This window comes from Mesorhizobium helmanticense (assembly GCF_003034915.1).
GTDB lineage: Bacteria > Pseudomonadota > Alphaproteobacteria > Rhizobiales > Rhizobiaceae > Mesorhizobium > Mesorhizobium helmanticense.
Window position 1 is genome coordinate 121,525 of sequence record NZ_PZJX01000039.1, and the last position, 11,725, is coordinate 133,249.

General features: G+C 60.2%; 14 protein-coding genes. 6 read left to right on the plus strand and 8 right to left on the minus strand.

Annotated elements, in window-relative coordinates; translation table 11 throughout:
* Positions 1-97 precede the first annotated feature (97 nt).
* The 5 genes from C9427_RS21295 to C9427_RS21315 form a co-directional block, all read right to left on the minus strand.
* Positions 98-1,618 (minus strand): hypothetical protein, encoded by a 1,521-nt coding sequence (locus tag C9427_RS21295; RefSeq protein ID WP_107651053.1) that lies wholly within the window; start codon positions 1,616-1,618, stop codon positions 98-100.
* Positions 1,619-1,635: 17 nt separating this feature from the next.
* Positions 1,636-3,195, minus strand: a complete 1,560-nt coding sequence (locus C9427_RS21300; RefSeq protein ID WP_107651054.1) for a hypothetical protein — start codon at positions 3,193-3,195, stop codon at positions 1,636-1,638.
* Positions 3,192-3,746 (minus strand): hypothetical protein, encoded by a 555-nt coding sequence (locus tag C9427_RS21305; protein ID WP_146172570.1) that lies wholly within the window; start codon positions 3,744-3,746, stop codon positions 3,192-3,194. The genes C9427_RS21300 and C9427_RS21305 overlap by 4 nt, the downstream gene beginning before the upstream one ends.
* Positions 3,747-3,765: 19 nt before the next feature.
* Positions 3,766-4,440, minus strand: coding sequence for a hypothetical protein (locus C9427_RS21310; RefSeq protein ID WP_107651056.1), 675 nt, complete (start codon positions 4,438-4,440; stop codon positions 3,766-3,768).
* Positions 4,441-4,611: 171 nt separating this feature from the next.
* Positions 4,612-4,884, minus strand: coding sequence for a DUF2285 domain-containing protein (locus C9427_RS21315; protein ID WP_107651057.1), 273 nt, complete (start codon positions 4,882-4,884; stop codon positions 4,612-4,614).
* 133 nt (positions 4,885-5,017) lie between these two features.
* Between C9427_RS21315 and C9427_RS21320 the strand changes: the two genes are divergently transcribed.
* From C9427_RS21320 to C9427_RS21345, 6 genes are all read left to right on the plus strand, one after another.
* The gene (locus C9427_RS21320) at positions 5,018-5,365 is read left to right on the plus strand and encodes a hypothetical protein (protein ID WP_107651089.1); all 348 of its coding nucleotides are present in this window, start codon (positions 5,018-5,020) and stop codon (positions 5,363-5,365) included.
* 776 nt (positions 5,366-6,141) lie between these two features.
* On the plus strand, positions 6,142-6,588 hold the full coding sequence (locus C9427_RS21325; protein WP_107651058.1) for an EF-hand domain-containing protein: 447 nt from the start codon (positions 6,142-6,144) through the stop codon (positions 6,586-6,588).
* Positions 6,589-6,676: 88 nt separating this feature from the next.
* Positions 6,677-7,060, plus strand: coding sequence for a hypothetical protein (locus tag C9427_RS21330; RefSeq protein ID WP_107651059.1), 384 nt, complete (start codon positions 6,677-6,679; stop codon positions 7,058-7,060).
* Between the two features lie 22 nt (positions 7,061-7,082).
* On the plus strand, positions 7,083-7,679 hold the full coding sequence (locus C9427_RS21335) for an RNA polymerase sigma factor (RefSeq protein ID WP_107651090.1): 597 nt from the start codon (positions 7,083-7,085) through the stop codon (positions 7,677-7,679).
* Positions 7,676-8,140, plus strand: a complete 465-nt coding sequence (locus C9427_RS21340; protein ID WP_208636396.1) for a hypothetical protein — start codon at positions 7,676-7,678, stop codon at positions 8,138-8,140. The genes C9427_RS21335 and C9427_RS21340 overlap by 4 nt, the downstream gene beginning before the upstream one ends.
* Positions 8,137-8,541, plus strand: coding sequence for a periplasmic heavy metal sensor (locus C9427_RS21345; RefSeq protein ID WP_107651060.1), 405 nt, complete (start codon positions 8,137-8,139; stop codon positions 8,539-8,541). The genes C9427_RS21340 and C9427_RS21345 overlap by 4 nt, the downstream gene beginning before the upstream one ends.
* 24 nt (positions 8,542-8,565) lie before the next feature.
* On the opposite strand, the gene C9427_RS21350 is transcribed toward C9427_RS21345, so the two are convergent.
* The 3 genes from C9427_RS21350 to C9427_RS21360 are packed head-to-tail and all read right to left on the minus strand — an operon-like array spanning position 8,566 to position 11,715.
* The gene (locus C9427_RS21350; RefSeq protein WP_107651091.1) at positions 8,566-9,063 is read right to left on the minus strand and encodes a GNAT family N-acetyltransferase; all 498 of its coding nucleotides are present in this window, start codon (positions 9,061-9,063) and stop codon (positions 8,566-8,568) included.
* A gap of 7 nt (positions 9,064-9,070) precedes the next feature.
* Positions 9,071-10,087 (minus strand): ABC transporter permease, encoded by a 1,017-nt coding sequence (locus C9427_RS21355; protein ID WP_107651061.1) that lies wholly within the window; start codon positions 10,085-10,087, stop codon positions 9,071-9,073.
* Positions 10,084-11,715, minus strand: coding sequence for a sugar ABC transporter ATP-binding protein (locus C9427_RS21360; protein ID WP_107651062.1), 1,632 nt, complete (start codon positions 11,713-11,715; stop codon positions 10,084-10,086). The genes C9427_RS21355 and C9427_RS21360 overlap by 4 nt, the downstream gene beginning before the upstream one ends.
* Positions 11,716-11,725 lie beyond the last annotated feature (10 nt).

Below are 11,725 nucleotides of genomic sequence, written 5' to 3' on the forward strand. Positions count from 1 at the left end.
TGGTTATGCTCCCGCATTTGCGATCGCCGCGTAGCGCAGACAAGGGAAAACCAAGAACAGCCGCGCTATGCAATTTCCTGGGCGATCATCACTACTGTTACCGTAACTTCTCAAGGTCGCTCTTTGCCATAAACAGATCTATGTCGCCGATTCCGGGATCGGATTGGCCACCGATCATTATTCTTTCGCTCCTGCCAACCAGCCCAGCTATTCGGATTATCTGATCCTTTCTCGCGGCTTCATCCAAATTTGCCAAGGTTGAGCGTGCATCTGCGAGCGTTAGCAAGGCTCGCGGTAATTGTGGTGAGGCATCCGCAAATTGGGAAATCTTCAGCTCCAGGATATCCAGTCTGCTGGAGGCTTTGGACCGGTCGTCGCTCTCATAGAGTTTCAGTTCGGCAATTTTCACCTCGTTTTGAAGATCGAGCACCTCTGGAAGCTTTCCCTCGGAAATGGCTGCTCTAATCACTTCGCCACGTTTGTCGAGTATTTCCTGAGCCAGTGCCCCGACCCCCTCCAAGCTGGTCGCACTCGCCGCAACGGATTCAAGTCGCTTTTCTTGACGACCAAGGTCAACGTCCAAGAGAGCAAGATGGAAGAGGCGTTTTGTAATTTCGGCCGTGCGCAAAGTAATCTCATCGCTCGATCCCACGCCGCTCAGAGTGTCGTTGTGCTGCTCCAGAGGGTTCCAGTCCTGGCTATGATCGGGCTTGCTTGAAAACTCCGTTTTCATTGTCCCAAACCTTGAATTCCAAGTGGCGAATCGCAACTGATCAAGCGCGTCCCAGATCCTGGGACTCTCTGCGCCGAATATCTTTTCGAAATCCAAGATGATCCTCTCCAGAAGTGGCAAAGGATCCACCGCGTCGGCGCCACTGTCCCACGGGGCTGGTGCGACGAGCACACTAGCGGACAGGACATGCGCCGCGACCGTGAAGTCCAGGTCGGGATCCGCCGCAGCATGCTCCACAATGTCCAGCGCGCCGCCCGCTATCTGGTTTGCCAACTTCCTATCCTCCTCGCTTTTGAGGACGCTCAAATCCGCTAACGCTTCGGCGATTGCCATGCGCGATTTATGATCGGCGTTTTCGGCCTTTAGAACAGACAAGACGTCATCCGGCAACGTGGTGGATGCGAGGTTAGCATGCGCCAATACCGCATCGACTGCCTCTGCCATAATAGTCATGTCGCTGCCTGTCATGGCGATCTTGAGCTTGGCATAGTCGCAGAGCGCCTTGGAAACTTCACTCGGAGGGTCGCCCGTTGCCTCAAAGCTCTGAAGTGTGGTGCAGACATTGTTATAAGCTGCCACCGCAGCGTCGCTCTTTTCGCTGATCTCCAGCGCCACGCCGCGTTCGAAGATGAGCTGAATTGTATTTTCGGCATCCCTCGGAGCCTGCTTTTCCATGATGGCTATAGCCGCCACAACAGTATCTGCCAGTTCAGATGATGTTGACCATGCTTTCTCTTGTGCCATCCGGGTTTGGCGAACTTCATCGACAAGGCAATGGCCGAGATTGGCATCCGCTGTGCAGTTGAATTCGGTTCCAAGAGCGCGGGCGATGGTAACAAGAGCGAAACAACCCGCGAACAGGAAAGCCGCGCGCACGTTCGTCATAGTATGGCCCCCTCTGTCTAAGGCGAATTGTAATGAAAAACCCAGTAAACCCAATACTCCGGTGGTTTCTCAGGCTCCTCGTCATCTGTCTGTTTCGAAATCACCAAACTCGCCCTTGCATATGGCGTGAAACGCTTAATATCGAGGTTGGGAAGCTGATCGTCCTTTCCGATCCACTCCCTGATACCGGCGAAGGGCTCCGTGCAACGCTTTTTTATCTGGCTCGCTTGGTTGGCGAACACCGACAGCGCCTTGAACTCGTCCGGTCCATCATAGAAAGTGACCGTCGCGGCCGTATCTCCTGTAATGAATATCTCGGTCCTCATGGCGCCTCGGACCTTAAGTGACGATTCGACCACGGAAGACTCAAATCCGAAATTGTTGTTGTTGGCTGCAACAACGTCGCTAAAACGGTTGCGCGCCATCCCCGCGAGGCGAGCCATGTCGAGGAACGTGCCATCGAGTTCATCGTTGAACTCTACCAGATTGTCGCCACAACTAGGCGGCGGCCTTTTCGGACCCAAGAATTTGGCGCTCAACAGAGCCTGGTCCAGAAAGGGTAAGCTCCAAATGAAGATGTCGGAGCCCTCAGGCGCTGAAGGAAGCTTCATTTTGGCTTCGAGAATTTCGCTCTTTCCCCCTTTCACGAGGGCCCTCGAGGTGGTCGCGTCAGTGAACACGTAGTTCTCGATGTTCGTCTCCTGGCCCTTCGGGTAATGGCCTTCAAGAAAGGTAACCGAAACCATGATATCTCGGTAGGAGTTGTTCTTGGCGGATAGTCTGAAGGTCTGGGTGTTGTCTTCCTCCAAATCCCCGGGTTCGATCGAAAAGTAAATTTTCGCGAGCGCCTGGGTCTCCTCCCCGACCACTCGTTCGCAAACCTCTCGCCCCCAGTCGTTCACAGGAAGATCGGCTTGAGCGCCCGCCTGAGCGAAAATGCGATCAGCGACCGCTCGAAATTTCTCATCCTGCTCGTCCACCAGTCGGTCACCAAAGGCACGCCAAAGGCCGAACTGCAGCGCAAGGACCCTTTGCCTTTTCGTCAAATGTTCCTGGCCCATGCCGCTTGCGGGAAGCAGTTCAACAAGCCCTGGCCATGTATCATGAAAAACTTCGAGGGAGCGCGATGCGGCGGCCAGGTGCTCTTTTTGCGAAAAGTCCGGTATTTTGAGCAACAGGTCGAGCACTATTGCGCGGGAAGCCTGAATGTCCGCTTCGCATTCCAACAAAGGCCTTTTGGCCATGTCTTCGAACTCTTCCTTAAGTCGGTTGGCTTGCTCAAGGTGTCGGAGTTCGTGCAACATCACAAAGGTAACCGCGGACCGTCGCGTGTCGTCGTTTCGCGCGTGGATTTGAGCGATGAACTCGCGCCCAACAGAAACGATGCCATCAACACCGCCCGTCGCTATGATCGACTTACCGTCGGTCTCGACAAAACGTGGGGATCCGATGCCCCAGGCTTTTGCGATCCGCAAGGCATTCTGCTCGGCCTCATCCATCAACTGGTCACCGGCAAGGGCCGTGCGGGTCGTGCAAATCAGGATCACCAAAAAAAGGGTGGCCTTCAGGCGGCTCATGTTCCCGCCTTCTCGGTTTCCGGAGCGTTTGGTTGCTTGCTCCCGTTCGACAGGCCCACGCCGATGCAGATAATCAGGGTGGCTAAAACAAACCAGGTCAGAACATAGACGAATCCCAACATCAGAAACCGGAACAGCAGTTCCGAAAATGCAAACATCTGCGTTGTATCGCCGGCGAAATCGAGCACCAGGTCGCAAGAGAAAGCCCTCTTCTGTTGCTCCAGAAATTCCGTGAGGGCAGGCGTAAACGTTTCGCCAACGATGAGCCGTCGATCTCGTGCATAGGGACAGGTCCAGTTCGCCTCAAGATAAAGATAGGCAAAGTATAGGGCGACTCCCAAAACGAACAACACGACGCCGCCCTTGACCAGGTTCGCAGTGGAGATTTTCTTCGAACCGGACATCGCCAGAATGATAAGTCCAAACAGAATGGCGACGAGCGATTGAGCGGCGGCGGCGACGTTCTGACCTAAGCTATAGGTGGAAGATAACTCTACCGAATAGGTAAGAAACGCACCTATGCCCGCGAACATCCAGGCCGTCGTCAGCATGATCGGCTGCCAGGCCTTCTTAATTATGCTGGGTGTCAACATGTGCGCCTACTGCTGAGATATCGATCCGAACCTCTTCGCTATCGGTCCCCTGGAAGCCGACGGCAACAATCTTGGTCATGACTGCATCTTCACCTCTGTAGAGGCGCAAGATGTAGTTGCCGGGAGGCAATTGGCGCGAGGCGGTGTTCGTCTCTGACCCGAACGGAAACTTCGCGTATTTTTTGTCCGCGTCACTGACCGGGTTGAAGACTACGCCGTAACCGGGCGCGGCCGTATCCTTTTCGTAGGTGGAGACGCTCACCAGGACGAGCAAGCTCCTGGAAAACGGAAAAAAGCCTGCAGACTTAACAAAAAACTGTGTCTTTGCCTCTATGTCCGTTTCAACCTGTTGGATAAGAGCAGAATTTAAAGGTCTTGATTCAAGAATATCCTCATAAACATTGAATCCTGCGCTGTATTCCAGAGGCAAACCCACGCTGATTTTGTTGAGACGGACTTCCAGTCCGGCAAGTTTTATTCGGAGGCGCTTGAGGTCACCGAGGTATTGCTCATGCGAGAGTTCAGCACTATCAATCGCTTGGTCCAGCTTGTGGAACACTTTTGCAAGAGATTGTGAGCCCTGATCCGCAGCCCGCGCGGCCTGCCAGCTCAGAATTATCATGACCAGAAGCGAAGGCGCCCATTTGCGCATCGCATGACCCCGTAATCAGGAAGCTAAGAAAAATTTCTTGGCTGTAGCGTTCACATGTAAGTATCCTATGCAATCCTCGAAGTAAACTAAAGTTCAGGGCACCCACTGTATCGAAATCATCGCTTTTTGCCAAAATTGATGGATAGTTGCGTTATCCCGGTGGTGGGGCGTCTAGACTCGGTGCGGCGCACTGCCGGCAAGATGTCGAATGCCGTTGGTCGTCATCCAGCGGGCGCGAGCCAGATGCGTTGCCCAGGCCCGGAATGCCCTCTCGGGTTCCCGGATCGGGTCGATGTGCAGAACGGCCTGGGCAACCTCACGCCAGTCTGCTCCGTCGGCTGAAGCATCGAGCAGCCGAATATAGGTCAGCATGCAGTCTTCGTCATACACGGTCGGCGCCGACGACATCGGCGCCACGTCCGCTATGTGAGTCTGCTTTGACATTGCGACCTGCCAACGGTGACCAAGGCGGCATCATGACACGCGGTAGTGTAGACAGCGCCCTGTGTTCGAAGGACGCCGACTAACCGGAATTGTAGTTTAGTGGAACCTAATCTTAACGATGCGATTACCATGCATGGGTAAACATGAGGTCCGGAGCGTTGCTGAACACTGGCTGACGGCAGATCAGCTGGCAGAGGATCCAATGATTGCCGTCAAGGACCGGATACTGGAAGCAGCCGAGAACGATACGATTTCTTTTGTCGTTGCCAGGGTTGAGCAACCAGACGCCGACCTCGTCAAAGCAGCCGACCCCGTTGAGGAAGCCGATATCGTAGAGAAAGTTGAGCCTCAACAGATCAGGCTCGCAATGAGCTTTTTCCATGATCTGGAAGTGTCGATCCTTGTTCTTTACGCTGTCTACGCGATCGCAGTGGCGGGTGTGGCCGCATTCCTGTTGCTGCAATGGGGGCATGCCCTCTAGGCAACACGGATAAGCCACTCGTCCAGCGGCTGATACCCTCGATAAGCCACGGAAATTGACAATCCAGGCTGAAGCTCGTCATCCCCGGGGATGACCGAACTCCGCCACCTCGGGGAATGACGGAAGTCCGACACCCCGGGGGATGACGAGCCCCGTTGCCTGGGCGCCCGGGCGCCACGGTAGCTACGTCTGCAACTGATGCTCCAGTAGATGCTCAATACGCGGCCGTCGCCGCTTCGTGCATCGGCAAATAAATGAAGGCCCGCGCTCTGGCGAGGGCGCGGGCCGATCGGGTTGCAGCCCGATCCGCAGGGGAATCCGAAGATTCCGCTGCTCAGGGATAATTATTAGATACGACTAATGTTCCTGCATCGGCCGAACGAATGATGTGACTGCCCTCGAGCACGAGCACGCTGGCAAACTAACTTTTCGCGCGACTTGGTACGCCCGACAAGAATGGCGTTCGTGTTTGCGAGGGAGGGGCTCGCTTTCGGGGGGAAGGCCATGCACAGGAAGCAACGTGTCATCTTCATGGTGGCGGTCTTTGCGTCTGTTCTGGGCTTTGCGCTGTTGTTGGTGATCCTGCAAATACTCAGCTCGTTCGATTAGACCTCAGCCACTGGAAATCCTTGCGGAACCGGTGTTGGACTATCAGCACACGAGACCGCCTTGCGTGAGAATTTTTCGCCGGCGAGCGTAGGGGCGAAGTCCTTCCTGCGTATCGGTCAGCAGTTGCCAACGACAAGGCGACCGATGACAGCGAAAGGACCACCATCATGAAACGTCCAGCACTTGTTGCGGCCCTGCTTCTGGGGCTTGCACCGCTTTGCGCTGCGCAGGCCCAGGACATACCGGGCAAAGACGCAGGCAAGCACATCCTGCAACGCGTCGACACCAATGGCGACGGCGCCGTTTCGAAGGACGAGATGATTGCCGCCCGCGAGCACGCCTTCAAGAAGCTCGATCGCAATGGCGACGGCGTCATCGACGAGACGGAAATCGAAGGCGCGCGCGATGCCATCATGGATCGCGCCGATGCCGCGCAGGCTATGCTCGGCACGCGCTGGCGGCGCATGGATACGAATGGCGACGGCAAGGTCTCGGAGGACGAGTTCCGCAGCCGCACGCCGCTGTTCGACCTCGCCGACCGCAATGGCGACGGCAAGCTTTCAGCGGACGAGATCGCGGCCATCCGCAAGCTCTTCGCCGATCGCGCCGGCTGACGATCCCCATCACCACCTTTGTTCGACAAGGCTCTGCCTTTCCGGCGAAATGCCTTGGTCTTTTCCAAGCAAAATCAAGGAGTATGACATGCTTTCTTCAGCGAAGATTCACCTGTTCTGCCTTGGCGCGATACTTGTAGCGTCGACGGCCATGCCGGCTGCGGCCGAGGAATGGAAACGGCCGACCGCGCATGGCGGCGAGATCAGCCGCAGCGTCACCGGCGATGGCGGCGTCTATACCGGCTCGACCACGCGCACCGGCCCCAATGGCGGTACCTATACCTCGACATCCAAATGCGTGGCAGGCGTTGTTGACCGCTGCTCCAGAAGCTATTCTGGCACTGGGCCGGACGGGCAGTCCTTCTCCGGGAAGCGGGTGTCGGCGCGTGGGCCGTTCCATGGCCGCTCGGCCGGCAGCTTCACCGGGCCGAACGGCAAGACGGTCTACGGATTCCGCCGCTGGCGCCGTTGACGTTCAGGAGCTTCGCCAGTTGGTGCCCGTCGCAGTGCAGCATGAGAAGGCCCGCGAGGACGACGAATTGCTGGCGCGTGTGGCGGCGGGCAACCAAGGCGCGCTGTCCGAACTCATCGCTCGCCACGGCCGGGGCCTGCGGGTGTTTGCCGCCCGCTATCTCGGCAATGAAGGCGATGCCGAGGATTTGGTGCAGGAGGTGTTCGTGACCGTCTGGAAGCAGGCCGCGCGGTTCGATCCCGCCCGGGGGCGTGCCTCGACCTGGCTCTACAGGATCACCGCCAATCGCTGCATAGACCAGCGCCGGCGACGGGCGCTGCGCAGCTTCATTTGGCTCGACGACGTCAGGGACGAGGTGCCCTCGCCGGAAGCCGATGCCGAAGCGACGACCGCGGCGCGGCAGGAGTTGGCGATCGTGCGCGACGGCCTGTCGCGCCTGCCGGAACGGCAGCGCATGGCCGTGCTGCTCAGGGCCGTCGGCGACCTCGACATCGCGGCAATCGCCGAGGTTATGGGCGGCAGCGCCGGATCGGCCGAGCAATTGCTTGTGCGCGGGCGGCGGGCGCTGCGGGATCATCTGGCAATGGCGGCCGCGGGCCGTGAAAGGAAGTCCTCATGACGCGGGACGAGTTCGAACGAAACAAACGCCGCTTCGGCGACACGGTCGAGACATGGCCGGCGCCTTTTCGGCAGCAGGCGATGGCCCTCATGGCGGACGGGGCGGGGCTCGACGACGATCCCGACACCGCGCTCGACCGTCTCGTGCTCGAAGCGTCGCTGGTCGAGGGCGACGACCAGGCGCTGGCGCGCAAGGTGCTGGCCCGCATCGACAGCGACAGGACACGGTCACCCTTCCTGCCGCGCTTCTTCCTGGCGCCGGCGGGGCTGGCTGCTTGTGCGGCCGCTGCGCTCCTGGCGGTGACCGTGGTGGGCTACCAGGTGGCGCGCCAGCAGGACGACCTGCAGGATTCGGAGCTTCTGGCGCTGGCCTCCGGCGCGCGTCTGACCGACGACGGTGGGCCTGGCATCGTGGACGAGCCAGGCATCGGAGCCGATCCGACAGAGGAGGATTCGCTTTGACGAAACGTTCCTGGATCTGGACGGCAACGCTGGTGCTGCTCGGCCTGTCGCTCGCCGTCAACTTCTTCCTGATCGGCTATGCGGCGCATGGGCTGCGGCAGGGAGGGGCGGCGCGCATGCTGATATCCGAGATCGCGGGCAACTATTCGCCAGCGGTCAGGAAGGAGTTCCGCGGCATCCTGCGCGACAACCGGGCGCGCACCTTTCAGGCGATGCGCGAACTGCGCACCGCGCGCGCCAATCTGGCGGCGGCGCAGAAGGCGACGCCCTTCGACGAAGCCGCAATGAAGGATGCGATGACGGCGGTGCGCACCGCCACGACCAGCCTTCAGGCGACGATGCAGGACTACCTCCTCACCGCGCTGAAGAACGTCAGGTCAAAGACTGGCGAGGGAGGCTGACGCCCTATTGGCGGCACAATCAGTTCAGGCACGTGGCAGAATCCTGCGCATGATGAATGACGAATGGCCTTCCGCGCCGTGCGACGCGGCCTTGCGCTCAACCACCTCGAAGCCGTGCTTGCGATAGAAGGCGATTGCCCGGTCGTTGCCCTCGATTACTTCCAGCGCGATGCTCGGAATACCCGCATGCGCGGCAAGGACGGCGTGCAGCATGTCGGCGGCCAGCCCGGTGCCGAATTCGCGTTTGTCGATATGGAGCCGGTCGAGCATCACGTCGCCGGTTGCATCCATCTTAGCCATGGCGTAGCCGGCAATCGAGCCGTCCGTCCGTTCCGCCACGAACGACATCTTGTTGTCGTCCGCCAGTTCCGCCGCCAGCCGCTCCGGCGCGTGCTTGTCATCCGACAGCCGTGTCGTGGTCTCGGCGCCCAGGATCGGCGAATACGTCCGACGCCAGGACTCGCCCAGCAGCCGCGACACCGCCGGTACGTCCTGTTCGGTCATGGCTCTGATCTGGGTCATTGCCAACTCACCGTCTTACCCGCGACTTCAGCCAGCGGTCGAAAGCCACGGCCAGAATAAGGATGAGGCCGATGACGATGCTTTGCGTGTAGGACGAGACATTGTTGAACTGCAGCCCGTTCTGCAGCACGCCGATCAATGCCGCTCCAACCACCGTGCCACCGACGCTGCCGATGCCGCCGAACAGCGAGGTGCCGCCGATGACGACCGCCGAAATCACCGTCAACTCGTAGCCGATGCCGGCGACGGCTTCCGAGGAATTCAGCCTCGCCGACAAGACAAAAGCGGCAAGGCCGGCGAAGAAACCGACGATGACATAGACCGAGATCAGGATGCGGTCGACGCGCAGGCCGGACAGGCGCGCCGCTTCGGCATTGCCGCCGACGGCGTAGACCGCGCGGCCATAGCGCGTGTAGCGCAGCACGATGTGGCACAGGATCGCGGCAATCGCGAAGATGATCGCCGGCACCGGCACCGGGCCGATCAGGCCAGTACCGAACCAGCGCATCGAGGCATCGAAGCCGGAGATCGGGCCGCCATTGGAGATGGTCAGCGTCAGGCCGCGAAACACGGTGAGGCCGCCGAGCGTGACGACGAAGGGCGGCACTTTCAGCCTGGTGATGGCAAAGCCCTGGACACCACCGGCCATGGCGCCGACGACGACGGCGGCGAGCAGTGCGGCGAACCAGCCATAGCCCTGCGTTCCCGACGTCGACAGCGACAGCGTGTTGGCGGTGCCTCCCTTGGCCACCACCGCCGCGACCATGCCGCAGAAGGCCAAGAGCGAACCGACCGACAGGTCGATGCCGGCGGTGAGGATGACGAAGGTCATGCCGAGCGCGATCAGCCCGGTGATCGAGATCTGCCGCATGATGTTAAAGATGTTGACGGGGTCGATGAAGCTCGGCTTCAGCACGGTGAAGACGACGATCAGCACCGCCAGGAACATCAACGGGCCGAAGCTCATCAGCAGGCGCGCAAGATTAATGCCGCCGCGCTGGGCTTGTTCAGTCGTGCTGCTCATGGGGTTGCTTCCTGCTTCCGGTCGAGCGCCATCAGTTCCATCAGTTTTTCCTCTGTCGCTTCGATGCCCGGCATCTCGCCGGTGATGCGGCCGCGCCGCATGGTGACGATCCTGTCCGACACCGCAAGAACCTCGGGTAATTCCGACGAGATCATCATGATGGCGATGCCGCGCGCGGCGAGTTGCACCAGGATCTGGTGCACCTCGGCCTTGGCGCCGACATCGACGCCGCGCGTCGGTTCATCGACGATCAGCACCTTGGGGTCGCGCGCCAGCCAGCGGGCAAGGATGACCTTCTGCTGGTTGCCGCCGGACAGGCCCTCGATCGCCTGCTCGGGCGAGGCCATGCGGATCGACAGCGTCTTTCTGTAGCCCGCCAGCGCCTCGCGCTCGCGCCGCTCGGCCATGAAGCCGGCGGCGTTGGAGTAGCGGCCAAGCGCGGCGATGGAGAAATTGTTGAGGATGCCGAGTGCTGCAAAGATCGCCTGATGCTTGCGGTCTTCCGGCACCAGGCCGATGCCGAGCGCGATGGCATCGGCCGGTGTTTCAGGCGCGATCGGTTTGCCATCGAGCGTGATGGTGCCGGCAGCGATGCGGTCGGCGCCGAAGATGGCGCGAGCCAACTCGGTGCGACCTGAGCCGACAAGACCGGCGACGCCGAGGATCTCACCCGCCTTGAGGTCGAGGTCGACGCCTTCGAGCACGATGGCATGCGGCGCCTGCGGATCGCGCACGGTCCTCAAACCGCGTACGGAGAGCCTGACGTCACCGGCGACATCGCGCTGCGTCGGTCTGGCATAGAGCTCGGAGGCGGCGCGGCCGACCATCTTCTCGATGATTTTGGGGAGCTTGATCGGCCCGCCCTCGCGGTCGAGATGGCCGGCGAGCCTGCCGTCGCGCAGCACCGTCATGCGGTCGCAGATGGCGGAGGCCTCTTCCAGCCGATGGGTGACGAACATGATGGCGACACCGTCCTTGCGCAGCCGGTCCATGATCGACATCAATTTCTGCACCTCGGTCTCGGTCAGCGCCGAGGTTGGCTCGTCCATGATGATGAGGCGGCTCTGCAGCGACAGCGCACGCGCGATCTCGACCAGCTGCTGCTCGGCGACCGAAAGCGCCGACACCGGCGTCGCCGGATCGAGGTCGAGGCCGACGCGGGCGATGATCGCGCGTGAAGCTTCCTCCATCCTGCGCCAACTGACCAGGCCGAGCGGCCCGAGCGGGGCGCGGCCGATGAAGATGTTCTCCGCCACGGTCAGCGTCGGGATCAGGCTCAGTTCCTGGTAGATGGTGACGATGCCGTGGCGCTTGGCATCCTGCGGATTGTGCGGGTTGAATTCGGCGCCGTCGAAGACGATGCGGCCGCTGGTGGGTGGCATGACGCCGGACAGGATTTTCAGCAGCGTCGACTTGCCGGCGCCATTCTCGCCGAGCAGGCCGAGGATCTCGCCGGGACGCACCTCAAGCGAAACGTCGCTCAGCGCCGTGACGCCGGCGAAATGCTTGGTGACGCCCTCGACGACGAGGAGGGCGGGCGATGGTGTTGCGGCTTCAGCGACGGACAAAAGTTGCTCCCTGATTGCGATCGGCCGCGGGACAGCGCCCCCCTCTGTCCTGCCGGACATCTCCCCCACA

Excerpts from the sequence above, each read along its gene's own strand:
- C9427_RS21330 (WP_107651059.1), top strand. The coding sequence starts at position 6,677 with ATGCTTTCTTCAGCGAAGATTCACCTGTTCTGCCTTGGCGCGATACTT.
- C9427_RS21355 (WP_107651061.1), bottom strand. The coding sequence starts at position 10,087 with ATGAGCAGCACGACTGAACAAGCCCAGCGCGGCGGCATTAATCTTGCG.
- C9427_RS21350 (WP_107651091.1), bottom strand. The coding sequence starts at position 9,063 with ATGACCCAGATCAGAGCCATGACCGAACAGGACGTACCGGCGGTGTCG.
- C9427_RS21340 (WP_208636396.1), top strand. The coding sequence starts at position 7,676 with ATGACGCGGGACGAGTTCGAACGAAACAAACGCCGCTTCGGCGACACG.
- C9427_RS21295 (WP_107651053.1), bottom strand. The coding sequence starts at position 1,618 with ATGACGAACGTGCGCGCGGCTTTCCTGTTCGCGGGTTGTTTCGCTCTT.
- C9427_RS21305 (WP_146172570.1), bottom strand. The coding sequence starts at position 3,746 with ATGCTGACGACGGCCTGGATGTTCGCGGGCATAGGTGCGTTTCTTACC.
- C9427_RS21315 (WP_107651057.1), bottom strand. The coding sequence starts at position 4,884 with ATGTCAAAGCAGACTCACATAGCGGACGTGGCGCCGATGTCGTCGGCG.
- C9427_RS21310 (WP_107651056.1), bottom strand. The coding sequence starts at position 4,440 with ATGCGCAAATGGGCGCCTTCGCTTCTGGTCATGATAATTCTGAGCTGG.
- C9427_RS21360 (WP_107651062.1), bottom strand. The coding sequence starts at position 11,715 with ATGTCCGGCAGGACAGAGGGGGGCGCTGTCCCGCGGCCGATCGCAATC.
- C9427_RS21320 (WP_107651089.1), top strand. The coding sequence starts at position 5,018 with ATGGGTAAACATGAGGTCCGGAGCGTTGCTGAACACTGGCTGACGGCA.
- C9427_RS21300 (WP_107651054.1), bottom strand. The coding sequence starts at position 3,195 with ATGAGCCGCCTGAAGGCCACCCTTTTTTTGGTGATCCTGATTTGCACG.
- C9427_RS21325 (WP_107651058.1), top strand. The coding sequence starts at position 6,142 with ATGAAACGTCCAGCACTTGTTGCGGCCCTGCTTCTGGGGCTTGCACCG.